Here is a 25,516-nt window from a genome sequence, read left to right on the forward strand (position 1 = left end):
GCAATAGACTGAAAATAAATAGAAGGTTCTTCATAATTATTTCGATAATGAGTTCAGGATGATGATATTTGATTTTAAGCCAAGTCGAAAAGATGATAAAAAAGGAACTCACATTAAGCTCTAAACATAACAATAGACCATTTGGTGTTGACTATAGATATCAGTCGACCGATGGGCAAAAACCGGTCATATTATTTATTCATGGTTTTAAGGGGTTTAAGGACACCATGCATTTTAATGTCATAGCTGATGTGATAGCTGAAGCTGGATTTGTATACGTCAAAATGAATTTGTCTCACAATGGCGTGACTCCAGAACATCCTCAAGATTTTGTTGACCTGGAAGCTTTCGGTAATAATAATTTCAGTATCGAGCTGGATGATATTGGTGTGGTGGTGAATCACATTTGCAATCATCAATTGGGTATTCCCGAAAACGAAATTGACGTATCTCGACTTTATTTGGCAGGGCACAGTAGAGGAGGAGCAGTTTCTATATTAAGGGCGTGTGAAGATACGAGAGTCAAACGATTGGTTACCTGGGCTGCTGTGGCAGATCTGGAAGCGTTTTGGTCTCCCGATTTCGTAAAGGAATGGAGAGAAAAAGGGGTACAGTATATTAAAAACGCACGTACGCATCAAGATATGCCGTTGTATTATCAAATGGTAGAAGATTTTGAGAAAAACTCACAACGATTCAGGATTACTGATCAGTTGACTAAGCTTACCATTCCGTTTTTAGCCATTCACGGTACAGATGATGAAACCGTTCCTGTAGAAGCCCTACTTTTATTGAAAAACGCTTATCCTTCTATTCAAACACATCGCATTGAGGGAGCTAATCATACTTTTGGAGGGAAACATCCCTGGACGTCTCCAGAGCTTCCAGTGTTTAGTAAAGAATTGGTGTCTACAACGGTTGAATTTTTAAAGCAACCTTGATGCGACCTATCCTGCTGAAATGTTATTTGGGTAAAAGTGGTGATGTACAAAATATCCTGCTCTTGTATGAATACACCTTAGTGGTGGTATTCAAAGGCAAACGAGCAGATTTCCCTCTATCTAGCATCAGGGGTTTAATAGTTAGCCGGAAAAAGTTGATTATTCCATTGGTTATTGGCGGCATAGGTACTTGCTTGTCTTGGTTGGCATTATCTCTTGGCTGGTATCATTATCAGACCAATCTATTTTTGGTGTTTCTTTTTTTTGCTTGGATGTATTATGGGTTTCTAGGAAAAGACGGCCTCGAACTGACAGAAGGCAAGGAGCGACATGTTTTTCTGATTAAGGCGAATCATTTTGTTTTAAACACATTTATAAATTTTGTTAAAGCAAGAATGTTTCAAGTTCCGCCCAAACAGGAGTCTATTAGTTTTCATTTAGCCACAAAGCAGAGTTGGGAAGAGCAGGAATTGAGTACGCTATATACCCATTCATCTCTTGAGAATGAAGGGTTTATTCATACCTCCTATATATCAGAACTCAAGATTTCTTATGAAAAGTATTTTAGTCCAAACGAAGAACTGGTTTTGCTAGGTGTAGATTTGAAGAAAGTAGAAGCAGATGTAAAAATCAACGAAGTACCATCGAGGAATGCACTTTTTCCTCACATATATGGAAGACTCAATAAATCAGCCATTGTACTATTGAGAACTGTCAACTCTGCACAAGATTTAGAGCAAAAAACAATTGATTAAATTTTTCGTAATATTACGATTATGGGACTATCAAAGACAGAAAAATTCACTGCACATCAGAATGAGCTAGCCATTATGTCGAAGGCGCTTGGACATCCAGCGAGAATTGCTATTCTCGAATACTTGCTGAAGGCTAACAGCTGTATTTGTGGAGATATAGTGGGAGAGCTTGGTTTGGCTCAAGCTACGGTGTCTCAGCATTTGAAAGAGCTCAAGAACCTTGGGATTATCAAAGGTAATATTGAGGGAACCAGCACGTGCTATTGCATTGATTCAGAAAAGTGGGAGTCTATTTCTGATGCATTTTCTCAGTTTTTTGCTCAGCGAACGGTATGTGCTGAAGACGGCTGTTGCTAGGTTACTTTTTCTCTTTGGGTAGTTTGGCTCTGAGCAGTTGTAGTGCAGCGTAGGCTTTGTGGTCTATTCCTGCTTTATATGGATGCTTTTTATAGGACATCGCTTTTTCGTAGTAAAACTCGGCCTTTTCATAATCTTTACGATACTCGTAGATGTAGCCGGTATATAGACAAGCTGAAGGAGCGAAGTACCAATTTTCTTTACCAGCCTTCTTTATGGCATTCAGATAGTTGAAAATAGCATCCTGATCTCTTCCCGTTTTGTCATACAATCGACCGAATCGATAGAAATACTCAGACTCTTCTTTTTTATCTGCCAACAAACCTTGTTGGATGTCGTCCAGTGCCTGCTTGGCTAAAGTGAAATAGCCACCATCTGTGGCCAGGCGAGCCTTCATTAGTAGTGGATTGGGGTATTCATCTTCTTCCAATAAACTATTAGCGTTCCTATCTGCAGAGGCGAGTGTTTGGCCGGATTCCTTGGCTTTATTCCAGTGGATTTCAGCCATTTTTTCATTCCCCTCCAGCCAGTAACTCAAGAAGATTTTGAACCAAGTATCCTTGATATAGTTTTTACCATCATATTGGTTTAGAAATTTTGACAGATGGTATCTGGCCAGCGGGTATTGTTGTTTCTGCATATAAATATCACCTAGTTTATAGTAGATGTTATCTATGCGATAGTAGTCTGAACTGGTGAACAGTAGCTTGCGGAGATTAGGAAGGGCCTGCTCACTTTTTGCATATTTGATGAGTGCAGTGTTATACAAATAATTGACAATGAGATTGTCTTTGTTTGATTTTCTAAGTTCATCTAAAAGGGAGAGCGTTTGTTCCTCTTTGTTTAAGATGTTGATTGCTATAAGAGACTTGATGAGTCCTGTTTCGAGCCAATAGGGATTGTCTGGTTGTATTTTATTTAGCTCGTCCCATCCAAGTATCGCATTACCTCGGATCCCAAATAGTTTGAGTATCCAATGGTAGCTTTCCGGTACTACGGCAAAAAGTACGTGGAGCGTGCCATACGATTTGTAATTGGAAGTGAAGTCCGGATGTTTTTCAATGTTCTTCTCAATATAGTTGTAGGCGGTTTTTAGAGACATACCGGCTTTCATGTCTTCATCAAAGAGAATTTTTACAATGGCCCACTGTGTTCTTATTTCGGCATTGTAGAACCTTTTGTGTGGGTCTGAGTCTTCCATCTCCCTGAGTCCATCCAAATTATCTTCCTCACTATCTTCATATTTTTTGAAAAGCTTGGGGTCCTCTGTGATTAAGATTTCAATAACGTCAGCGAGACTTTTTACATAGTGATAATGACCCAGCTGAGCGTGATTGGGGATGACTTGATTGAGTTTGGCTCGGCCACTCTCTAATCTAAGTCTTAAAACATCGTGATAGGCTTCATAAATTTCCGGATGATCCTTGATGCTCTGAGCCTGAGTGGGTAAAAAACTAAGAAAGGCGAAAAACAAAAAAAGGTGAGACATGCCCACCTTTAATATCATAATATGTTTTTGAAAAGCCTTCAAACTAGCTTATTTCTTTGCCGCTGCTTTTCTTCTTGTTCTCGTAGGCTTTTTCTCTTCTACCACTACTTCTTCTACGTCCGCTAATACTCTACCACAGTGCTCACATACAATCAGTTTTTTCTTCTCTCTGATTTCCGCTTGCTTCTGAGGAGGTACGATGTTGAAACATCCACCACAAGCATCTCTTTTTACCGGAACAACAGCTAAGCCGTTTCTTACATTTTCTCTGATCTTGTTGTAAGATAGGAGTAAACGCTCTTCAATTCCTTTCGACGCTTTTTCTCTTCCTTTGAGTAATTTATCTTCTTCTTCCTTGCTCTCAGTAGTGATGTTATCTAATTCACCTTTTTTGCTTTCAAGATCTTTTGTTCTTTCTTCAAGCGCATTTTTGGTGTCAGCGATTTCTTCGTTCTTTGCCTCTATATTGGCATAAGCCTCTTTTATTCTTTTTTCAAGAATCTGAATCTCCAATTGTTGCAATTCTACCTCTTTGGTAATCGCGTCATATTCTCTGTTGTTTCGAACATTCATTTGCTGTTCCTCATATTTTGCTATGAGTTTTTCAGCATCCTTGATCGCCGTTTTGTTGTTCGAAATGGCCAATTCTAATTCCTCGATCTGACCGTTGTGATTGTTTACCCTAGTTTCATATCCGGCTATCTCATCTTCGAGATCCATCACTTCCTCAGGTAAAGCCCCTCTGACTTTAATTAATTCATCTAATTGTGAATCTATTGACTGTAATTTTGTTAGAGCTTCGAGCTTTTTTGCTACCGTACTTTCCATGTATTTTAAAAGTATTTTATAGGATTTGTATCCACCTCGGATAAATTGAGTGCAATATTAGCGAATTTTTCTTTTAAAAAATTGCAAATCAATTCTTTTGTAAACACCTCACTTTCATAATGTCCGATATCAGATATGATAATTTTTTCTTCGGCATCAAAAAACTCGTGATACTTAAAATCTGCTGTAACAAAAACATCAGCCCCAGCTCCTTTGGCATGACCTAATAAGAAACTTCCTGCCCCTCCGCATACTGCAATTTTTTTGACTTCTGCTTTATGAAATGCTGTATGCCTGATCACCTTGAGGTTGAATTGCTCTTTCAATAGATTCATAAAAGAAGCTGTAGGGATGGCGGTTTCTAATTCACCGATCATTCCAGACCCCACATCCTGGTTTTCGTTTTCTAATGCGGTGAGATAATAGGCTACTTCTTCGTAGGGATGTGCCTTTTTCAATGCGGCCACCACTTTGCCTTTGATATGAGAAGGGAATATGCCTTCGATTCTGGTTTCTTCGACTAGCTCGCGTTCGTTGTTTTTGCCAATGACCGGATTGGCCTGATCATTTGGTCTAAACGAACCGGTACCTTTTACCTGAAAACTGCATTCGTCATAGTTGCCAATATGACCCAATCCAGCGGTATATAATGCATCAAGGACATTTTGAGCGTGTTCTGTAGGGATGAAGGTCACAAGCTTACTAAGCAATCCAGACTTTGGCGCCAGCGTTTTGCAATTTTGGAGACCTATGCGATCGCAAATCATTCGATTGACTCCGGTATGTACGTTATCAAGATTGGTATGAATACTGAAGATGGCAATGTCATTTTTGATGGCTTTGATCACTGTTCGTTCCACATAGTTTTTGCCTGTAAATGACTTCAAACCTTTAAATACGATGGGGTGATGCGCAATGATCAAATTGGCTCCTTTGTCTATTGCTTCCTGAACAACTTCTTCGGTACAGTCGAGACTGACCAATACGCCCTGAAGTTGTAGGTCTGGGCTTCCGGTGATAAGCCGAGCATTGTCATAAGATTCTTGGTAAGCTGGAGGTGCCCATTGATTAAGTGCTCCTATAATATCGTTTATTCGCATAGTACTCTAAAGATAAGTATTCCGTGATTGCTAAATTAATGAGCTAACACAGATGAGGTTAGTCTTGCGACTATTAATTTTGAAAGATGATTTCAAAATGGAGGTATGTGTGGTGGCCTTTGGTTATGGTGAATTGGTGTAAGACCATATTCAGAAATAGATTATTTGATCTTGGTATTTGGAAATCTGTGGAGTTTGAAGTGCCAGTGATTTTTGTTGGATCAATAGCCAAGGATCCGACTATCGATGTATCCAAGTACATCCAACAGCTGCTGAAAGGCGCCCTTCATATAGATCGTTATGAAACGGCAACTTATCACTTAGAAAAGAATACGAACGAATCAGGTTCTTATCATTGGGCTTTAAATGCTGAAAATACCTTTTCTACAAAACACAAAGTACTCGGCCTATCGGAGTGGTTTCAAACCCATGGTGATACTTCAGCCTTTGTTATGGACGGTGAATTTAAAAGGAGCGAAATACGTCCCCAGTTTAGGTTGTTGATTACTGATTTCAATCGACCGTTTAATGGTGATAAAATGAGCCCAATTGGAAAACTGAAAGAGAGTAAGGATGAAGCAAAAAGAGCAGATGCTATTCTTGTTTACAATTCAATGAATAAGGAAGAATGCGATAAGTTGGAAAGATCTTTGATGCCATTTTTGGAGAAAGGAACACCAGTGTTTTTTATAAAAAACTCATTTGACTCTTTAAACTCATTTAAATCTTCCGAAGAAATAGAATTTATATCAGATCGTCCTAACTTTGAGCGCTTGATTCTGAACATCTTGCCAAACGCAAATCCAGATAGTGAATAGATTACTCTTTTTCGTTTTTATGTGCTTCTCAACAACGGCTTGGTCGCAAATACTTGATGATTCGACTAAGTTGGTTTATGGGCCTACCACGTCCAGGTACATATTTGAAAAAGATTTAATGCGTAGCGATACGCTTTATCATACCATAGATACAACTATTCATAACTTGGAACGGTTCGAGTTTAAGGATAAAACCGAGACGGTATACCAGGACCTGGGAAATAATGGTACTGCCTTACGACCGATATATTATTCGGAGCCACAAATCATCGGGAGGACCACTGGGTTTGAGTCTTATACGCCGTATGTAAAAAAATCAGAAGATTTTAAATACTACGACTCCAAATCACCTTTTATGGAGTTGAATGTAGGATTTGGCGGAAAAGGAAGAAATGTCGTTGATTTTAATTTTTCAAGAAATGTAAATGCACAATGGAATATTGGTTTTGATGTGCACAAGATATCTTCTTTTAAGCTGATCGGGGCTTCATCATTGAGGGAAACTCAGATTTCAGGTACTGCAATTGATGCGTATACTTTTCACAGTTCTAAGAATTCAAAGTACCATTTGATGTTTCATGCCTACAAATTTGAGCATGATGCCAGTGAAACAGGAGGGATCAAGTTGCCAGATGACCCTGAGGAAAGAGATTACTTTCAATATCAGGATTCTGACATAAAGCTAAGAAATGCAGTGAGCTCAGATAACCGCACCAGACTACATCTATATCAGGAATATTCTGTCGCTGAGTTTTTTGAGATTTATGCAGTGGTAGAGAGAAATAATGTCGAAAATAAATATGAAGATGCGCCGCTATCGGCTACTACAGATTATTACAATCAATTTTTGATACGCACTGATTCTACCTTGGATGCTTCTCTATTCAATGAATGGAAAACAGAGGCCGGTTTGAAAGGGCGTGCGGGCAAACGTATATATTATTCTGGCTATGTGAAGCGGAGAGATATTGATTTTAGCTATAGACATCTGGATACTTTCGGACATACAGCTGAAAATTATGTTGGAGGAGATATCATGCTGTATGTTACAAAAAATAATGTACTGAGCGGTGATGTGGAAGTAAGTGATGGTGGCCAATATATGTTTTCAGGGCGATATGAAAACAACTTTTTGAGAGCAGAATATACTTCAAGTAAGTACCTCCCATCTTTCATGGCTGAAAGATATTTTGGCAATCACTACGAATGGTCGAACAGTTTTTCTGATATATTATCCAATACGATAACGGGTTCGGTTTTCTATGCTTTGCCTTTTGTGAGGTTGGAGCCAGAGGTGAAAATTTCTAGTATTGATAATTATGTCTATTTCGGCTTGGATAGTCTGCCTGCTCAAAATTCAGCTGTTGCGCTAGTCAATAATTATACTTTGAAGGCAGATTTCACAGTCCTAAAAAATTTTAAGTTTGAGAACCGAGTCATTTTTAATCATGTGGCTGGAGATGGAGCAGATGTTATTAGAACACCAGATTGGAATTATTTTGGTAAGTGGTATTATGAGAATATCGTGTTCAACAATTACATGGAAATGCAATTGGGCTTTAATATCAGGTGGCAGTCTGCTTACTTTGCCAATGCCTACGATCCGATCACCCAGCAGTTTTATATCCAAAATGATTTTGAAATACCGTCCTTCTGGACTGCAGATCTTTTCTTTGTCATGAAAGCTCAGAAATTGAGCTTATGGGCGAAATTCAAGTATATCAATCAAAAGAAAGAGGAGGGTTATTTCGAAACCCCTTACTATCCCGGGACAAGGAAAATGATTGACTTGGGCTTAAGATGGCATTTTTATGATTGATAACCATGGAGCAGAAGAATAAAACGACACTTGGTCTCAACCTACCCACAGACCCTCGTTGGGTCAATATTGCAGAAAAGTCGATTGCTGAAATTTTGATTGATCACGCCTATTGTGAGCAAAAAGCAGCGTCATCAGGCATATCACTCATCGTGCAATATCCTGAACATGAAGAGCTGGTAGAGATGCTCACTGATTTAGTAGCCGAAGAATGGAGTCATTTCGAACGTGTGCTGGAGATGATGAAAAAAAGAGGCATCAAGCTGGATCGCATGCGCAAGGATGAGTATGTACTGGCCATTTCAAAAATACTCAGAGGAGGAGGGAGCAGAGAAGCTCAGCTAGTAGAAAAGTTGCTTTTGAATGCATTAATTGAAGCCAGAAGCTGCGAACGATTCAAAATCCTACATCAGAACATACAAGACGAAGAACTTTCTAAATTCTATTTTGAATTGATGGTTTCAGAAGCTGGTCATTACAATAGCTTCTTGGATATGGCCAAGCGATTCAAACCGGAAGAATACGTGATGAAACGATGGTCAGAATTTCTAGAAGCAGAAGCTGAAATTCTGAAGAACTTAGAAGTTCGTCCTGATCGTATGCACTAAGGTATGTGCAAAAAAAGAGGAGCCTCTCGACTCCTCTCCACTTACCCAAAACTAATTTTTGCTAAAATCTATTAATCAACTAATCTAAAATCAGTCGTTAATATTTTTTGGGAATTGCCACCTATCATCAGAGCAAATTGGCCTGGCTCAGAGCCAAAAGACAGATCCGCTCGATAGTAGGAGAGTGTTTCGTTATTGATTGTAAACTGGACCACTTTTTCTTCCCCAGGTTTTAGCGTAATTTTTTCAAAACCTTTTAATTCTTTCACAGGTCGGGTTACACTACCCACATAATCTCTGATGTAGAGTTGTACAGTTTCCTGTCCACCTACTTTTCCGGTATTTTTCACTTTTATCGATGCTACGATTTCACCTGCTTGATTCATTTCTGAAGAAGAAAGTGATAGGTCACTGTATTCAAAAGTGGTGTAGCTTAACCCATAACCAAATGGATACAATGGCGTGTTTGGTGAATCTGTATAATGAGACCAGAATACCATACCAGCATCATGAGGGTTGGTGGCTGGACGGCCACCGTTTTTGTGATTGTAGTAAATAGGACACTGACCAACGTTTCTAGGAAAACTTACAGGAAGTTTACCTGAAGGGTTGTAGTCACCGAATAGCACGTCTGCTATGGCGTTTCCTGCTTCAGATCCTAGGTGCCAAACTTCGAGAATGGCTGGTATGTTCTCATCCAATTCAGGAATGGCTAGAGAACGACCATTCATAAGAGTTACCACAATGTTTTTATTGACTTTGAGTATTTCGTACATCAAGTCCATTTGATCACCTTTTAGACCAATGTCTGTTTGGCTTCGGCCTTCACCAGATTGCCAGCAGTCTTCTCCTAGAGCCAACACTACCACATCCACCTTCTTGGCCAATTGGATAGCTTCGTCAAACCCAGATTGGTCTCCTTCTACAAATTCGAGCTCATATACGAACTTTCTTCTTCCTGTAGTTAATGTGTAACCTTGAGCGAAAGAGACATCTGATTTGTTGGAAACCGCTCCTTGAATACCTTCCAATACCGATACCGCACTTCCTTCATTGGCCTGAGCTCTCCAGCTTCCCAACGGTACATCCTTGTCCGCCGCCAACGAACCAATAACTGCAATAGACTGGCCTTCTTTGTTGAGGGGAAGTAGGTTGTTTTCATTTTTTAGCAAAACGATTGATTTTCGAGCAGCTTCTCTAGCTACTTTCAAATTCTCCTCTGTAAGTAAATCAGCCTTTTCTCTTGTGGTATCGCTATATCGGTAAGGATTTTCGAATAGTCCTAATTGAAACTTGATCGTTAAGACTCTTCTTACGGCATCATTGAGTATCTCTTCACTAATCTTCCCTGTAGAGACCAACTCCTCAATGGAGTTTTCATATACATGAGCTTCCATGTCCATATCACTACCTGCGGTCAGAGCTTTGTAACCCGCCTCTAAGGTGTCTGCTGCAAACCCGTGGGTAATCATTTCGCCAATTGAACCCCAATCAGAAACCACGAATCCATTTTGGTAATTCCACGCGCCTTTGAGCAATTCTCTCTGAAGTAACTCACTGCCATTGGCTGGCACTCCGCCTATTTCGTTGAATGAATTCATGAATGAAGCCACACCAGCTTCACTCGCTGCTTTAAATGGTGGCAACACCATGTTATAAAGGGTTTGCATGCTAATGTCTACCGTGTTGTAGTCTCGTCCAGCCTCTGCAAAGCCGTAGGCCGCAAAGTGCTTCGCACAGGCTGCAATCGTAGCTTCATCTGAGAGGTTATTCCCCTGAAACCCTTCAATCCACGCTTTCGATAGGTATGAGGCTAAGTATGGGTCTTCACCTGGACTTTCCATCATGCGACCCCAACGAGCATCTCGTGCAATGTCCATCATAGGGGCAAACGTCCAGTTGATGCCTGAGGCTGAGGCTTCTTTGGCGGCCACTTGCGCACCTGATCTAGCCACTTCTGCGTCCCAACTCGCGGCCTGACCCAAAGGAATCGGCATCATGGTTTTATACCCATGTATAACATCGTACCCAAATAGTAAAGGAATACCTAATCTGCTATTTTCTACAGCAAGCTTTTGTGCCTCTCTGGTACCTTCAGTGGTAATTACATTGAGCATGGCGCCCACTCGGCCACTTTTAATATTCTCTAATTTTTGTTGATTGTTTGCATCTTTCGGAACAGGCCCGGTGAATTCCCAGCTACCTGCATAGAGGTTGAGTTGTCCGGCTTTTTCTTCTAAAGTCATCAATGACAAAAGACTATCTACCTCAGTGGCAAAAGGAGCTGCAGTACTCTTTGTATTACTTGAATTATTCTTCATACACGCCGTAAGCGCTATAGTCACAATGGCTATGGCCAGTTGTACTTTCATACCGTTCGATTTTTTAAATTTTGATGAACAAATAAAGAATAAAGTGAAGAAGGAGGACAATGGGATATATCACAATAGGGGAAGACAGATTTATCATTCACCTTTTATACATTTGATAAAAGCTTAATTAGATAATCAAAATGGAGGATGCTATTTTCTTTTCTTCAGCTCATGAGTTTGGCCAGTGGTTGGCAGCACATCATCAAAAACTTACCGAGCAGTGGATTGGGTTTTATAAAGTGAAATCTGGAAGGCCATCAATGACCTGGTCAGAGTCAGTGGATCAGGCGCTTTGTTATGGTTGGATAGATGGATTGAGAAAATCTATTGATGACCAGAGTTATAAAATTCGCTTTACGCCACGCAAGCCCAAAAGTCATTGGAGTGCAGTCAATCTCAAAAAGATGAAGTTTCTTCTCGCAGAAAATCTCGTTGCTCCAGCAGGACTTGCCATCTATGAGAAAAGAGACAAAGAGAATGCAAGAAAGGCCTCTTTCGAGCAGAAGGAAATCAAGCTAGATAAAGTATACGAGGACCAACTTCGTTCTAATGGTCCGGCATGGGCTTTTTTCAACGAATTGCCTCCTTCCATAAAGAAACCAACAGTTTGGTGGGTCATTAGCGCTAAACAAGAGGCAACGCGACAAAGAAGGTTAAAAATCATGATTGAATGTTCAGCCAAAGGCGAACGCATTCCACTTTTAAAATGGAATAAAAAGTATTAAAAGAATATGGTTTTAGAAGCGTGTGTAGAAAACTTACAAGAAGCCAAAACAGCTGAGACAAGAGGAGCCTCTCAAATAGAGCTTTGCGGGCGCTTGGATTTGGATGGGATTACTCCAGATATGGCTTTGGTTGAAGAAGTGTTAAACAAGCTTTCTATTCATACAAAGGTAATGGTAAGGCCAAGAGGAGGAAATTTTGTCTATACCGAAGAAGAGATAGATGTAATGGCTGTGACCATCGAATTTTTAAAAGGTATGGGAGTTCAGGAAATAGTTCTGGGATTGCTCACTCATCAAAAAAAGATTGACATAGTCTCCACTCAGAAACTGGCAGCACTGGCACAGCCCATGAAGGTCACTTTTCACAAAGCCATTGACGAGTTGGATGATCCTGTAGAAGGAGTGAGGCAGTTGGTCAGTATACCTGGCATTACAGCAGTGCTTACCTCCGGTGGTAAACCTACCGCTAAAGAAGGGGCTTTAGTTATTAAGCAAATGATAAAGGCGGCAAATGAGAAACTGGATATGATAGCCGCAGGTAAAATCACCGATAAGAATATTTTAGAGCTGGCTGAGCTGATAGGCGCAGATGCCTATCATGGGAAGCTGATTGTGGGGGAATTGGATTAATAGTTTTTTGTGAAACAGAACCAAGTCTCCTCTAGGGAGGAGATTTAGAGGTGGGTTATGGATTGAACTAAATAGTTATCTTTAGCTTATGCGGAAAATCATACCATATGATAATAAACTAGTTCCTTTGGCGCGGAAATTAAGGAATAATATGACCTTAGCCGAAGTTCTATTTTGGCAAGAAATCAAAAACAAACAACTTGGTGTTCGCTTTAGCCGACAAATTCCTATAGATCGATTTATCGTTGATTTTTATTGTAAAGACCTCCTACTTGCCATAGAAGTTGACGGAGATAGTCATTATCACGATGATCAACCTGAAAAGGACAAGAATAGACAAATGCGGTTAGAATCTTTGGGAATTAGATTTTTAAGATTTGATGATTTAGATATTAGGACCAATATCAAATGGGTATTGAATGAAATTTATCATGTAGTGCAGGAATTGAATACTAGTGGTAATTAACCCACCCCCAAATCCTTCCCAGGAGGGGAGTTCTAATCAAAGAAAAAGGCCGCTCTCGTTAGAACGGCCTTTAGATACTAAATCAAACAATTGTTTCTTTTTTCAATTTCAAGAAGTCATCGCGAGGAAACGCAGCAATCTCAGTGATAAGATTGCTTCACTGCGTTCGCAATGACGAACTGAACTATTTTGGGTTACGTCTAATTAAAGAGCGTATTGATTTTTGCTAATCAAATGATCAGCGATTTCTCTTCTTAGTTCCTTGATGTTTACAGGATTCATTTTTGTAAATCTTTTCAATCCCATCAACATCACCTTTTGTTCGTCTCCTGAAGTGAATGAAGCGATGGCGTCTTTTCCAGCCTTATTGATTTTATCAACGGCTTCGTACAAGTATACTTTAGCTGCATTTACCTGCAATTTGGCTCCTTCTTCTCCATTCATTCCTACTAATTTCTCCGCTCTCAAAAGTGCTGACTCCGCTGCGTAGATTTCAATCATCATATCCGCTGCATTCATCATGATCTCTTGCTCTTCTTCCAGTTTAGGGCCGAAAGTCTGAGCGGCTTTACCAGCGACCATCAAGACGGCCTTTTTCAATTTCACTAAAACGTCTTTTTCAACGGCGAAAGGCTTCGACAAATCTGGAACTTCGAAAGAAGGCACCGAAACCAATTCTTTCGCAACTGCCATGGCAGGCTCCATAATATTTAATTCTCCTTTCATTGCTCGCTTCATGATCATACCGACCATCAACATCCTGTTGATTTCATTGGTGCCTTCATAAATTCTTGTGATACGTGCATCTCTATAAGCTCTGGCCATTGGCGCCTCTTCAGAGAATCCCATACCGCCATAGATTTGAACACCCTGATCAACTATATAATCAAGCATTTCTGATCCGTGTATTTTGATGATCGCACATTCAATAGAAAACTGCTCGAAACTCTTCAATTTAGCTTCAGCTGGATCTGTACCTCTTGCAATCAAGTCTGCAATTTTGTCATCGATGTTCTGCCCAGCTCTGTAGGCTGCAGACTCAGTGACCCAAGTTTTGATCGCCATTTCAGCCAATTTGTGCTTGATCGCACCGAAGCTGGAAATAGGGGTGTTGAACTGCTTTCTTTCGTTGGCATAGTTGGTAGACTGACTGATGACCTCTTTACATCCACCGATTACACCAGCACCTAATTTGATTCTTCCGATGTTGAGAATGTTTACGGCAATCTTGAAACCGTTTTCTCTCTCAGAAAGCATGTTTTCAACAGGTACTTTACAGTCATTGAAGAAAATTTGCCGAGTAGATGAGCCTTTGATGCCCAACTTTACTTCTTCGTCGTTCATGGTGATGCCACCATAAGTCTTCTCTACTAAAAAGGCAGTTAATTTCTTGTCATCATCAATCTTAGCAAATACGATCAATAGATCGGCGAATCCACCATTCGAAATCCACATTTTCTGCCCATTGATCAAATAGTGCTTACCATCGGCGCTCAAAGCTGCCTTTGTTTTTCCGGAGTTGGCATCTGATCCAGCATCTGGCTCAGTCAAACAATAACATGATTTCCATTCGCCGCTGGCTAATTTTGGTAAATAAGCTTTTTTCTGCTCTTCGTTGCCATAATATAGGATAGGTAAAGTACCAATCCCTGTATGTGCGCCATAGGCGGTTGAAAATGAGCCAGTAGCTCCAATTTCATCTGCGATCAACATAGAAGTGTTGAAATCCATGCCTAGCCCACCATACTCTTCTGGTACAGCCACTCCCAATAGTCCAAGCTCTCCAGCCTTTTCCATGAGCGAAGGCATCAATCCTTCTTCTTGTTTCTCTATTTTTTCTATGTTAGGGTTGATTTCCTTTTCAATGAAATCCTGAGTAGCCTGAGCCATCATCTTTTGCTCTTCAGAAAACTCTTCTCTGATGAAGATGTCTGCTGCTTGTGATTCTTTGATGAGAAATTCTCCCCCTCGAATCGATCTTTTTTCTGCTGTGGTTTCCATATCTTTTCTTTAGTAATACTTAAAGTTAATGACTTTTCTTTTGTTATGCATGCATAACAAATCCAAATATATATAAAATTAGTATGCATGCATAACAAATTGAATTTCTTTTTTCTTGATTAAGTAAAAAATGTAGGAAATAGGCGAAACCACACCGTTCGTCTCTAGAAAATCCCATTCCTAAAATCTCCCATTGATTTGTAATAAGATTAGTCTATCTAGTACTAACAATCGGAAACTACTCAACTTAAAAACTCGGTCATGCTCAGGAATTACATCAAAATCGCCATTAGAAATTTATTCAAGCACAAGGCTTTTAGTCTTATCAATATCATTGGTCTGGCGGGAGGACTCACTTGTTGTTTACTCATTTTTGTTTTTGTCAATGACGAATTGAGTTATGACAAGTTTCAAAGCAAGAAGGATCGCATTTATCGATTACAATACTTTATTCAGGAGTTCAATATTGGAAGAGTTCCCCCGGTTTTTGCAGAGCACCTCAATGAGTTCTTTCCCGAAGTCGAAAAAACAACCAGATTGTTTACTCGTGGGGTCAGCGTGCAGGTGGATGGATTAAACGGTGAGATGAAAAAATTTGAAGAGGAGAATATCTTTTTCACAGACTCATCCACATTAGAAATTTTTGATTTTCAATTTTTAGAGGGTAATGCCACATTGCCACTACAGGAGCCATTCACTGCTATCATCACGCAGGAACTAGCAAAGAAATATTTTGGAAGTCAATCTGCGATCGGGCAAGTCATTAAAATGGAAGGCAAGCCTTTTCGAGTGTCTGCTGTGGTAGCCGAGTATCCTACGAATTCGCATTTTCATTTTAATGCGCTGGTGCCATACCAAAACATGTATGACTTAGAGCCTGAACCATTAGCCACTGGCTTGCGCCAAAATTTCAAACTCAACTGGATGGTGTCTCATTCTCCCACTTATGTATTGCTCAAAGAAGGAGCAGACCCAGAGGCTGTCAATACTCGCTTTACTGACTTTGTATCTCAAAAGATTCCTGAAAACATGCAGAAAGGGCAGTCTTTCAAAATTCAACCTTTGTTGGATATTCATCTAAATGATGAAGTAGGGGCGCAGCTAGAGCCTTCTGGAAGTAGCGTGTTCCTTTTTGTATTTATGGCGGTTGGGGCTTTGACCCTATTGATAGCCTGTATCAATTTTGTGAATTTGTCGACCGCTCGTTCGCTGCAGCGTACCAAAGAAATCGGCATGCGTAAAGTGATGGGCGCCTGGAAGGGAAGTTTAGTCGCTCAATTTTTAGGTGAATCATTTGTGACAGCTGGAGTGGCTGCTGTGGTGGCTTATGTATCATCCGTTTTTTTACTACCAGTGCTCAATGAAGTAACTGGCAAGGAGTTGGAATTGGCTGCACTGTATAGGCCTGAAATAGTAGTTGGATTTATTGGGTTGTTTTTTGTAACTAGTTTGTTGGCTGGATTGTACCCTGCTTTTTTTGCTACTAGAATTTCGCCCATATATAGTCTCAAAGGGTTAAGCGGGAATAGTGCTAAAGGTGGTCTCTCATTCAGAAAAGGTTTGATAGTCATTCAATTTTCTATTTCTATTCTTTTAATATCTGGAACCTTGATCGTATACGATCAGCTGAATTTCCTTCAGAACAAACCCCTTGGTCTCAATAAAGACCATATGATAACCGCTCCAGTGATGAGTGATAATTTCAATAATGTATTTGGTGCGGTCAGTGAAGATAAGCGTAAAGCGATGGATGCTTTTGAAACCGAGTTGATGAGTATTCCAGGGGTTTTGGCCAGTACTTTATCTGCTGGAATTCCAGGGCAAGGGGTAGCTCATCGAAATGTTATACCTGATGGATTTACCGCAGAGGATAACATGCTCGCGCCAGTACTATCTGTGGATTTTGATTTTATCAGCACCTACGGAATTGAGATTGTTTCGGGAAGAGATTTTTCAAAGGAATTTGAAACTGATCCTCAAGCAGCCTTTATTATTAACCAAACGGCGGTGCATACTTATAATTTTGGTTCACCTGAAGAGGCGTTGGGCAAATCGATCAATATGGAAGGGAAAATTGGGAAGGTGATCGGTGTGGCAAAGGATTTTAATTTTATGTCGTTGTCGCAGGCGCTAGGGCCTATGTTGATAGATATCAGAGTGCCGGCGTTTACACATTTCTCTTTCAAGATCAACAATCAAAATATACCTCAGACACTAAGCGCTATTGAGGGAGTCTGGAATAAGCACTTCCCCACAGAAACTTTTGCTGCTCAGTTTCTTGACGAACAGCTGGCACAGAGCTTCGGTGAGCAAGAACAGTTGGGTAAGCTCATTGGCAATTTCTCAATATTGGCGATTCTGATTTCTTGTTTGGGATCTTATGGAATGATCATGTTTTTGGCGAGTCAAAAAATGAAAGAAGTAGGCATTCGAAAAGTGCTGGGGGCGTCAGTTTCAGGATTGGTTTTGTTACTGTCGCAGCGATTTGTGTTGTTAGCTTTTGGTGCCATGCTGATTGCCATTCCAATGGCTTATTATCTGGCCAATGCTTGGCTAGATGAGTTTGCCTATCGGGTCGATATTTCGTATTGGAATTTTGGTGTGGCCAGCTTGGTTACAATCGCTTTGGTACTGGTCACGATAAGCTTCCAGTCGATCCGCACAGCTACGGCCAATCCAGTGAAGTCATTAAGGCAGGAGTAGTAGGGCTAAACTTTATAGGTTTGTTTTTCTAAACTTGGCTGGAGTAGTGCCTGTAACTTTTTTGAATGCTGAATAGGCCACTGAGGGCGACTGAAAGCCTGATTCTTCCATCAAGGCTTGAAGGGTGTAGTTGTTTGCGTTTGGGCTTTTTAACCTTTCGATCAAGTCTTTTACTCTATAGCCATTTACATAATCAAAGAAGTTTTGATTAGCTTCTTGATTGAGCGTTTGCGAAACCACACGACTGTGCAAGTCGGCTTGATCGGCTAATTCAGTAATGGTCAATTTAGGATTGGCGAATAGCGCTTGATCGGTCATCACAGATTCAATTTTCTCTATGTAAAATTGTAAGTCTTTTGTAGATAATTTTGACTGGCTGTAACTCGTAAGTTTAACGAAAAGTGCTGGGTTTTTGAAAATTTTATAACCCAAATAGCAGGTAATCATTGCAAAGATTAATGTCAAATTTAGACCAACCACATCAAGTATTTGCTCTGCAACTATAGAATAGGCTAAAAGAACCAATCGCATAATAAGTGTAGCAAGAAGTAAACTAAGAATAACTTTAATCCAGCCTAAGTCGCGTTTCTCCAGGTTGGAATAGGTTTGCTTGGTTTGATTCTGATATGTGTTGACCAAATAGAAAGTCAGGATGATATAAATGACCCATTGAATAACAAAGGTGAGAAATGCCAAATTGTTAATCACCTCTATCGCATGTTGAAATGACATTATAGCATGCATGGTGAGCAGTAAGGCATAAATAAAGAATGGCACAAAGTGTATGGCCCATTTCCAATCATTAGGATCAGAAATCCTGATTTTAACAAAGAAATATATCGAGGGTCCCATGACGAGCAGGGCCACATTAGAAATGTGCTGATAAAAATCCATGGCATCCATATAGTAGGATAGTCGAACGATGGTGTTGAATGTGGTGATAGCCATGGCTACCAAAAGCACGGATAACATTCTGTTAGATAGGCGATAAGAAGTTCGCTGGTTCCAGAGTAGGACGGCCAAGAAAAGGCTGAGGCCAAAGAAGATGGCGTTGAGCAGGATGGACACGTCATGAATGAGAATCATAGGTCAATTTTACCAATTATTTTATTCGAATGCATGTATCCGAACAACTGAATAACAAAACAGATGATTGATTTTATGGTTTCGCCGTTGATTTGGGCATTATCAAAAATTCAATAAAATGTATTACAATAAAATGTTATCAATCATTTGTTTATTTTTTCTATTGTGGGGCTGTAGTGAAGACGAATCAATAAAATCCACAATATTGACTAGCAGTGGGAATGAAATTGCTATGGACGGCATATGGCACTCGAACTGTATTGACTTTACTGATTTTAGGCTCAATGAGTCTTTTGACTTTGATGGAGGGGACCTTGTCATTACAATTCATCAATATACTGGAGAGACCTGTGAAAATCCCGATGCCACAGAAAAGGTGACCATCACTTTCCAAACTTTAGAAACCATTGAGGCTAAACTGAACGGAAACACCGTACTTGCAAATAAGGTGAAAGGCACACAAATATCTAGTAGTGATAACAAATCCAGCGACTTCAAGCAAACTTTCTATGTAGACGATGTTTCAGGCGTCAATATCTTGTACCATGGAGTCTTTGGCGATGATGGCGGTAGATTGTCATCGGATGGTTATCCTGTAGAGTTGCATCCCTTTGCCATTACACAGGAGTAGTTCGAATCAAACCTATAAGGCATTCAAAACCTTATGGGTTTCTAAGAGTGCGCGAAGGACTTTTTTTAATCCTTCATCTTATCCTTAAACACCTTTTTAAACTTCTCCACTTTTGGACGGATCACGAAGTTGCAGTAGGGCTGTGATCCGTTGAGGTTAAAGTATTCCTGATGGTAGTCCTCGGCAGGGTAAAAAGTGCTTGCCTCTGTGATTTCGGTCACAATCGGATCGCTCCAGGAACTGGAAGCATCAAGTTTGGTTTTGTATTCGGTGGCTAGCTTCTTTTGTTCTTCGTTGTGATAGAATACCGCTGAGCGATACTGGGTTCCCACATCATTACCTTGTCGGTTGAGCGTGGTAGGGTCGTGTGTCTTCCAGAATACTTCGAGTAATTCATCGAAAGTAATCACAGATGGATCGTAGGTGATTTGTAGCACCTCGGCATGGCCAGTACTACCCGAACAAACTTCCTTGTAGGTAGGGTCTTTGGTCTCTCCACCCATGTAGCCGGATACGGCTTTGGATACTCCCTTGAGTTCTTGAAAAATAGCCTCTGTACACCAGAAGCAACCATTGCCGAATGTTGCTATTTCCATCTTTTTTGTTTGTGCTGAAAGCGTTTGAGCAAATATGAATAATAAAACGAAAAGTTGAATACGTATAGTCAACGTGTTTGTTGCCGTCACAGAAAAATTAACTGGACTAGAAGGGAAATGGTTCGGAGTCTCTTTGAAACTCGTCATTGCGAGAAGAATATTTTGCAGTTAGCAAAATAGACGACGTGGCAATCCCTTGCGGCTTCTACTGCCTTTGTTTCGCTTGGAAATTAAAATAATGAGATTGCTTCGTTGTGCATTCGATTGGCATCGAATCGCATGCCTCGCAATGACGATTAGCGATCCAACCACTCTTTGAACTGTGCTACTTTCTCACGAGAGACGATCAAATCGTCTGCATTGAAGTGGTGTAGTTCTAGTTTCAGTCGGCTGTTGGAGTAGGTGATGATGTCTTTGATGCCGTCGATGTGGATGAGGTATTTTCGGTTAATGCGAAAAAAGGACTTGGGATCTATGGCTTCTTGAATCTGATCTAAGGTAAAATCAATGATAAACCGCTTATTGTCCTTTGAGAGGAGATAGGTAGCTTTGTTTTCGCTTAGAAAGATTTCTACGTCTTCAGTGAGTACTGACTTCAGGTGTTCGCCTACTTTGATTACAAATCTCTCTTTGTAGGATTTGGTTTGCTGCTGCATCAGCTTCATTAAGGTAGATACATCTACGTTTTGAGCTGGCTGCTTTTGCTTTTGGAACTTGTCCAACGCTCGCTGTAGGTCGGCTTCAACCATCGGTTTGAGCAAATAGTCGATACTGTTAACCTTAAAGGCTTCGATGGCGTATTGGTCGTAGGCAGTTGTGAAGATAATCGGGCACCTTACTTCTACTTGTTCGAAAACTTCAAAGCTTAATCCATCAGCCAGTTGAATATCGAAAAAAGCTAAGTCAGGAGTAGCATGAGATTCGAACCACTCCACTACTGATTTTACAGAATCTAAATGCTCGACAACCTCTATGGACGCGTCCAATTGTTCCAGTAACTGGATTAATCGATCTGCGGCAATGCCTTCGTCTTCTACGATGAGTACTTTCATGACAAGGAAAGAATGGGGATTACTACTTCAAAAGTATTAGTGGACTCACGGACTTCTACTTTTTTATCCGAGAGCATCTCGTATCGAGAAATGATATTGCTCAAGCCTAAACCGCTGGAGTCTTGTTTGGCTGATGTAATCGGATTGATGTTATTGGTCACCACGACTTCTCCGTTTTTTCTTTCAACGGAAATCTTTAGCTGGTTCTTTTTTGAAATCTCATTGTGCTTGATACAATTCTCAATAAGCATTTGAAGTGTGACCGGTGGGATGGTTTCACTCGATTTAAAATCATCCATATTGACATATGTAACCTCAAAATTATCTCCGAATCGAATCGTGTTCAAGTAGACAAATGATTTCAAAAAATCCACTTCGGTTTGTAGTGGCACGACTTCGTCATTCTGATGATCCAGCACGTAGCGATAGACCTGAGATAGTTTTTGTATGAATTCTACCGCTTTGCTCTGATCTGCATAAACTAAGGATGTTAATGCATTTAAACTATTGAACAAGAAGTGTGGATTGACCTGAGTTTTGAGTGTTTCAAATTTTGATTTGAGGTTTTCATTCTTCAGTCGTTCTACATCGATGGCCGCTTGGCGCCATTCGAGTAAAAAGCCTTGTCCATGCTGAAATAGCGCTATAAAAACAGTAATTCCAATAGGAAGAGACAGCATAGCCATCACACCCTGTGATTCTATTACCTTATAGAACGAGTAGTCCAATACCCATTCGATGTAGGCATATAATATAAAAAGGGAGGCGATAACAGTATAGATCAATAAAGCCGAAACACCTATAATCACCCGACGAACGGGAGATTCAAGCCAGGTCCACCTCTTATCCAGCCAATCAACGATAATTCCATTTCCGTTGGCTAATACACTCCAGAATGTACTAGAAACAAGAAGACTCTGAAGAAATGTTTGGCCGTGCATTTCGTCACTTGCTAGATGCTCAATGATGGCAAAGGTCATTCCTCCAATACCTGGAATAATAATCCATTGCTTAATGATTCCCCAAGGACTTTTTTTTGTGCTAACGCAAACTTCTGGACTGCTCATGTTTTCGGTTTGTATGCTGCAAAATAAAGGGATCGTTTGTAATCACAAACGATCCCTATGTGCTATTCCTGACTTTCTGCTTTGGTAAGCGCAGATTCGCATTGTTGCTTGTACTGGTTGGCACTATATAGTCCCCAACTTGGCGCAATGGTTGACTCAGGCTTTTCAGACTCAAATAGGGCTAATGATTTGTCTACCAACGCACAGGCATCTCCTACACCAGTACCAAAAAACTGAGCGGTTCCAAATAGCATTTGCCCCATAAATAGGTTCGCACGAGGGTTATTAGGATCTAGTTTTAGTGCCTTGCTAAAATCGGCCATGATTTTTGGTGACAAAGTCTGCCCTCTTGTTCCTGGATCTACGCCAATCTTGATCATATTGATAAATCCTTGTAAAGCAATGATTTCTGAATTGTTTTCCGATAGGGTAGCGGCCTTGCCCAGTGCTACTAACGCTTGGTCCAGCACTTGGTCTTTGGCTTGCAAATCATCAATTTTAAATGCTTTGAAAACGTAGGATAAGGACGAATAATAATAGGGTTCCCATTGGTCTGATTCGGCCTGACCGATTCGATCAAATTTGTTGGCGGTAGCATCAAGTGCATCGGTGTTTTCTGCCTGAAAAATTGCAGGAATACTAGACTCCATGGTTTTCAGATACTTTTTGTCCTGTGCATTGGCCAAAGTAGCGGCTATGATAAAAGCGAGGAGGATATATGGAGATTTCATAGTTTTGATTTTTAAAATGTGATATCAATTGGTATATGACATACTTCGAGTACCTCAGCATGACATGTTTATTTGATGTTGATTTCGATTTGTTTGTTGGCATTTAGTTCAAATTGACTTTCGTCAAAATAGGCAGGGCCGAATATGCCGCGAGCGTCATTGGAGAAACCATAAGCTTCAATCGGAATTCCGAAGGCACCTGCGTCCAATTCACCGTTTTCATTGGCATCATGAATGACGGCAACACCATACGTGCCTTGAGGTAAATCTTTGAAAATGACTGATACAGCCGACGTATTGTCTATGGTTACTTTTTGTTTTTGACCCTCTTTTAGCCAGTTGCCTTCTGAGTCGAAGAGTGTGACTTCCAGCACACCATCTGTACTTTTCATGTTTTTGATGACTACGGTCAATTCGTTTTGACCATCTGCTGCGAGTATGGAAAGTGTGGCTGCCACAATTCCCAATACAGTTAAAATTGACTTTTTCATGAGTATTTGATTTATTGTTAAAATGTTCTTTAATACTTTTTTAAAATGCTCCGGCCATGCCGGTTAAAGGTTTTCAAGGTTGTTTTTGTTCTTGTCTTTAGTCAGGGTAATGAAAACCCCGAGGAAGTAAAATCTTTTGGCCGGCTGTCCTATAGCTCTGGATTCATAGATTCCATTAGCATTAGGGTTGTCTGCATAATCATAGCCGAAAACATTATCTCGACCTAAGAGATTAGTTGCAGAGGCATAAATGATGAAGTTGGGTTTAAACAAGTAGGCAAAATTGAAGCTCAGGTCCGAGAAATGTTTGGTCTTACTTCCGTTGAAATCATCTATGTTAGGATCATTGTAAGGTCGACCGTTGTTGTAAGTGAATGATGCACCTACTTGCGTTCTCAGGTCTGGGAGCCAGTGTTTGTAGACTAGTGCGAAATTGTGCCCAGCTGCAAAAGTTGGTTGAGCCTGGTAAGGGAAGTCTCTAAAATCTCTTTCGGTATCGATATAAGAATAAGACACCCAATAGTCTACATTTTTGAACGTTTTGCTGTCCCTCCAGAACAGGTCAATACCTCTGGCGTAGCCACCACCGTTGTTGTTGAACAAGGTAGGATTGAAGGGATCATTGCCATCGAATTTTACCAGGTCGTCATAGTTTTTATAATAAATTTCTGATCGGAATGTTCGACCATTGTTGATGGTCTGATAGCTGAGCATGTAGTGGTCTGCACGCTCGAAACTCATTTGTTGTGAGCGAAGCAAGAGGTCTCTAGTTGGCATCTGGTGGAACTTTCCATAGGCCCATGACAATTGAGCATTTTCTCCAGTTTTCAACGCCATAGAAAGCCTTGGGGAAAGAGCACTTTCATTGAAAATCGAATAGTGTGAGTAGCGCAATCCTGCTCTAACAGTCAGACTATTCGTTAGGTAGTAATCTGCTTCTGCGAATCCTGCTGAGAGATGATTGGTGTAGTCTGGAGCGAAGATGCCGCCATTTTCAATCACTGTTTTTTCTTCGTGTTTGGTGCTCATAATTTCGCCTCCCACTTTGACAGATAGACTGTTGATGTCTGAGGTGAAATAGCCTTTGGTGTGCACACTGTTTTGGGTGTCTTTTACATGGGCTTCGTTAAAGATTACATCGGTATATGTTCTTCCGTACGAAGTACCCAAATAGGCCGTGCTGTTCTCACCAATCGCTCTTTTGTAACTGGTGTTTAAGTAAAAATTATTATTGCCCATGTCCGTATGGTCGTATCCAGCTTGGTTCAGGCTTTCTTGGTTAATCACGAAAGCACTGTGATCGTAATTGGCATAAACCTTCAGCATATCATTTTTACTTAGCTTCTGGCGAAGCATAAAGGTGCCGCTTTGCGAAGTGTAGCCGTCTTCCCAGTCATAAGCCTGATCCACCAGATTCATGTAAGGATCTAGATTGGTGTAATTCACCTGGCCAAAGGCCGAACCATTTTCCCACTTTTGGGTGTGTGAAGCATCTACACCGACCGTCATAAAGGACAGGTCTGTTCTGGTTTCGTCTGCGATGTCATTGGAGTTGAGCGAAAGCACAGAAGACAGCGCTTGCCCATATTCAGCCGAATAGCCTCCGGTACTAAAGAATGTTCCTTTGAATAGAAAGGGAGAAAATCGACTTCTTGAAGGTACGTTATTCGGTGTAGGCGTGTAAAAGCTATGTACAAGAATACCGTCTATAAAAGCTTGAGTTTCCGCTGCGGTACCGCCTCTTACAAATAGCCTTCCTGATTCACCATTAGTAGATGTACCAGGGAGCTTACTCAAAGCACCAGGGATGTCTGCCAAAGCACCAGCGGTCATGGCGATGTCCAGCGGCTTGAGTACTACGGCTTTTTTCTCGTCGCTGGCTTCGAAGCTACCTGCAGTAATAGTTACACCAGATAGTCGGTTGACTTCTTCTTTCAGCTCAATGTTGAGGGTAATGGTATTTGCAAGGTTTATGGCCTCTTCATGCTTTTTGTATCCAATGAAACTGGCTACTAAAATTTGTTCCCCTGATTCGTAAGTGTCAAAGGAATAGTTGCCATTCATATCTGTAGTGGCTCCATCGTAAGTGTCTTTGATGAAGACATTGACACCTGGGAGACCTTCACCTGTAGGGTCTGTGATTCGTCCTTTGATCGTAGTGGCTTCGGTGAGTAGCGAAGCGCCTATTAAGAGTAGTGTTAAAATTGATTTGGTCATCTGAGTTTTAATTTTTTGATGGTTCAAAACTCA

Annotated in this window: 23 protein-coding genes; 11 read left to right on the forward strand and 12 right to left on the reverse strand. The window is 40.6% G+C overall.

Annotated elements, in window-relative coordinates; all coding sequences use genetic code 11:
• Positions 1-92: 92 nt before the first annotated feature.
• From R8N23_RS07805 to R8N23_RS07815, 3 genes are read left to right on the forward strand one after another with little or no spacing between them, the layout of a single operon-like run.
• Positions 93-941: an alpha/beta hydrolase gene (locus R8N23_RS07805; protein WP_318171023.1), complete on the forward strand. Its 849-nt coding sequence runs from the start codon at positions 93-95 to the stop codon at positions 939-941.
• A complete protein-coding gene (locus R8N23_RS07810) occupies positions 941-1,696 on the forward strand; it encodes a DUF952 domain-containing protein (RefSeq protein WP_318171024.1) in 756 nt (251 codons plus the stop codon). The genes R8N23_RS07805 and R8N23_RS07810 overlap by 1 nt, the downstream gene beginning before the upstream one ends.
• Before the next feature lie 21 nt (positions 1,697-1,717).
• On the forward strand, positions 1,718-2,053 hold the full coding sequence (locus R8N23_RS07815) for a metalloregulator ArsR/SmtB family transcription factor (protein WP_318171025.1): 336 nt from the start codon (positions 1,718-1,720) through the stop codon (positions 2,051-2,053).
• A 1-nt stretch (position 2,054) separates the two neighbouring features.
• On the opposite strand, the gene R8N23_RS07820 is transcribed toward R8N23_RS07815, so the two are convergent.
• Genes R8N23_RS07820 through R8N23_RS07830 form a run of 3 tightly spaced genes read right to left on the reverse strand, consistent with a single transcriptional unit; the run spans position 2,055 to position 5,470 of the window.
• Positions 2,055-3,560, reverse strand: a complete 1,506-nt coding sequence (locus tag R8N23_RS07820) for a hypothetical protein (protein WP_318171026.1) — start codon at positions 3,558-3,560, stop codon at positions 2,055-2,057.
• A 30-nt stretch (positions 3,561-3,590) separates the two neighbouring features.
• Positions 3,591-4,370: a zinc ribbon domain-containing protein gene (locus R8N23_RS07825; protein ID WP_318171027.1), complete on the reverse strand. Its 780-nt coding sequence runs from the start codon at positions 4,368-4,370 to the stop codon at positions 3,591-3,593.
• 5 nt (positions 4,371-4,375) lie between these two features.
• Positions 4,376-5,470, reverse strand: coding sequence for a Nif3-like dinuclear metal center hexameric protein (locus tag R8N23_RS07830; RefSeq protein ID WP_318171028.1), 1,095 nt, complete (start codon positions 5,468-5,470; stop codon positions 4,376-4,378).
• An 86-nt stretch (positions 5,471-5,556) separates the two neighbouring features.
• Between R8N23_RS07830 and R8N23_RS07835 the strand changes: the two genes are divergently transcribed.
• From R8N23_RS07835 to R8N23_RS07845, 3 genes are read left to right on the forward strand one after another with little or no spacing between them, the layout of a single operon-like run.
• Positions 5,557-6,288, forward strand: a complete 732-nt coding sequence (locus R8N23_RS07835; protein ID WP_318171029.1) for a hypothetical protein — start codon at positions 5,557-5,559, stop codon at positions 6,286-6,288.
• A 19-nt stretch (positions 6,289-6,307) separates the two neighbouring features.
• Positions 6,308-8,107: a putative porin gene (locus R8N23_RS07840; RefSeq protein WP_318173567.1), complete on the forward strand. Its 1,800-nt coding sequence runs from the start codon at positions 6,308-6,310 to the stop codon at positions 8,105-8,107.
• A 5-nt stretch (positions 8,108-8,112) separates the two neighbouring features.
• Positions 8,113-8,715 carry a tRNA-(ms[2]io[6]A)-hydroxylase gene (locus R8N23_RS07845; protein WP_318171030.1) on the forward strand — a complete coding sequence of 201 codons (603 nt, stop codon included), beginning with the start codon at positions 8,113-8,115 and terminating at the stop codon, positions 8,713-8,715.
• Positions 8,716-8,786: 71 nt separating this feature from the next.
• On the opposite strand, the gene bglX is transcribed toward R8N23_RS07845, so the two are convergent.
• Entirely contained in the window at positions 8,787-11,087 is a 2,301-nt protein-coding gene (bglX, locus tag R8N23_RS07850; protein WP_318171031.1) for a beta-glucosidase BglX, read from the reverse strand.
• 140 nt (positions 11,088-11,227) lie between these two features.
• On the opposite strand from bglX, the gene R8N23_RS07855 reads away from it, so the two are divergent.
• The 3 genes from R8N23_RS07855 to R8N23_RS07865 all read left to right on the forward strand — a co-directional run bounded on the left by R8N23_RS07855 (position 11,228) and on the right by R8N23_RS07865 (position 12,908).
• A complete protein-coding gene (locus R8N23_RS07855) occupies positions 11,228-11,812 on the forward strand; it encodes a YdeI/OmpD-associated family protein (protein ID WP_318171032.1) in 585 nt (194 codons plus the stop codon).
• Between the two features lie 6 nt (positions 11,813-11,818).
• Positions 11,819-12,442, forward strand: a complete 624-nt coding sequence (locus tag R8N23_RS07860; protein WP_318171033.1) for a copper homeostasis protein CutC — start codon at positions 11,819-11,821, stop codon at positions 12,440-12,442.
• An 88-nt stretch (positions 12,443-12,530) separates the two neighbouring features.
• Positions 12,531-12,908, forward strand: coding sequence for an endonuclease domain-containing protein (locus tag R8N23_RS07865; protein ID WP_318171034.1), 378 nt, complete (start codon positions 12,531-12,533; stop codon positions 12,906-12,908).
• A 204-nt stretch (positions 12,909-13,112) separates the two neighbouring features.
• On the opposite strand, the gene R8N23_RS07870 is transcribed toward R8N23_RS07865, so the two are convergent.
• The gene (locus R8N23_RS07870; protein WP_318171035.1) at positions 13,113-14,909 is read right to left on the reverse strand and encodes an acyl-CoA dehydrogenase family protein; all 1,797 of its coding nucleotides are present in this window, start codon (positions 14,907-14,909) and stop codon (positions 13,113-13,115) included.
• Between the two features lie 261 nt (positions 14,910-15,170).
• On the opposite strand from R8N23_RS07870, the gene R8N23_RS07875 reads away from it, so the two are divergent.
• Positions 15,171-17,612: an ABC transporter permease gene (locus R8N23_RS07875; RefSeq protein WP_318171036.1), complete on the forward strand. Its 2,442-nt coding sequence runs from the start codon at positions 15,171-15,173 to the stop codon at positions 17,610-17,612.
• A 12-nt stretch (positions 17,613-17,624) separates the two neighbouring features.
• Here the strand turns inward: R8N23_RS07875 and R8N23_RS07880 are convergent, their stop codons facing one another.
• Positions 17,625-18,698 carry a helix-turn-helix domain-containing protein gene (locus R8N23_RS07880; protein WP_318171037.1) on the reverse strand — a complete coding sequence of 358 codons (1,074 nt, stop codon included), beginning with the start codon at positions 18,696-18,698 and terminating at the stop codon, positions 17,625-17,627.
• A gap of 118 nt (positions 18,699-18,816) precedes the next feature.
• On the opposite strand from R8N23_RS07880, the gene R8N23_RS07885 reads away from it, so the two are divergent.
• Positions 18,817-19,329, forward strand: coding sequence for a hypothetical protein (locus R8N23_RS07885; protein ID WP_318171038.1), 513 nt, complete (start codon positions 18,817-18,819; stop codon positions 19,327-19,329).
• Between the two features lie 65 nt (positions 19,330-19,394).
• Here R8N23_RS07885 and msrA read toward each other — a convergent pair whose 3' ends face one another.
• From msrA to R8N23_RS07915, 6 genes are all read right to left on the reverse strand, one after another.
• On the reverse strand, positions 19,395-19,925 hold the full coding sequence (gene msrA, locus R8N23_RS07890; protein WP_318171039.1) for a peptide-methionine (S)-S-oxide reductase MsrA: 531 nt from the start codon (positions 19,923-19,925) through the stop codon (positions 19,395-19,397).
• 296 nt (positions 19,926-20,221) lie between these two features.
• Positions 20,222-20,977 carry a LytTR family DNA-binding domain-containing protein gene (locus tag R8N23_RS07895; protein WP_318171040.1) on the reverse strand — a complete coding sequence of 252 codons (756 nt, stop codon included), beginning with the start codon at positions 20,975-20,977 and terminating at the stop codon, positions 20,222-20,224.
• Positions 20,974-22,044, reverse strand: coding sequence for a sensor histidine kinase (locus R8N23_RS07900; RefSeq protein WP_318171041.1), 1,071 nt, complete (start codon positions 22,042-22,044; stop codon positions 20,974-20,976). The genes R8N23_RS07895 and R8N23_RS07900 overlap by 4 nt, the downstream gene beginning before the upstream one ends.
• Before the next feature lie 62 nt (positions 22,045-22,106).
• Entirely contained in the window at positions 22,107-22,775 is a 669-nt protein-coding gene (locus R8N23_RS07905; protein ID WP_318171042.1) for a hypothetical protein, read from the reverse strand.
• Positions 22,776-22,843: 68 nt separating this feature from the next.
• Positions 22,844-23,266 carry a DUF2141 domain-containing protein gene (locus R8N23_RS07910; RefSeq protein WP_318171043.1) on the reverse strand — a complete coding sequence of 141 codons (423 nt, stop codon included), beginning with the start codon at positions 23,264-23,266 and terminating at the stop codon, positions 22,844-22,846.
• Positions 23,267-23,329: 63 nt separating this feature from the next.
• On the reverse strand, positions 23,330-25,483 hold the full coding sequence (locus tag R8N23_RS07915) for a TonB-dependent receptor (RefSeq protein ID WP_318171044.1): 2,154 nt from the start codon (positions 25,481-25,483) through the stop codon (positions 23,330-23,332).
• Positions 25,484-25,516: the final 33 nt, after the last annotated feature.

Origin of the sequence: Reichenbachiella sp. (assembly GCF_033344935.1) — a bacterium.
Classification (GTDB): domain Bacteria; phylum Bacteroidota; class Bacteroidia; order Cytophagales; family Cyclobacteriaceae; genus Reichenbachiella.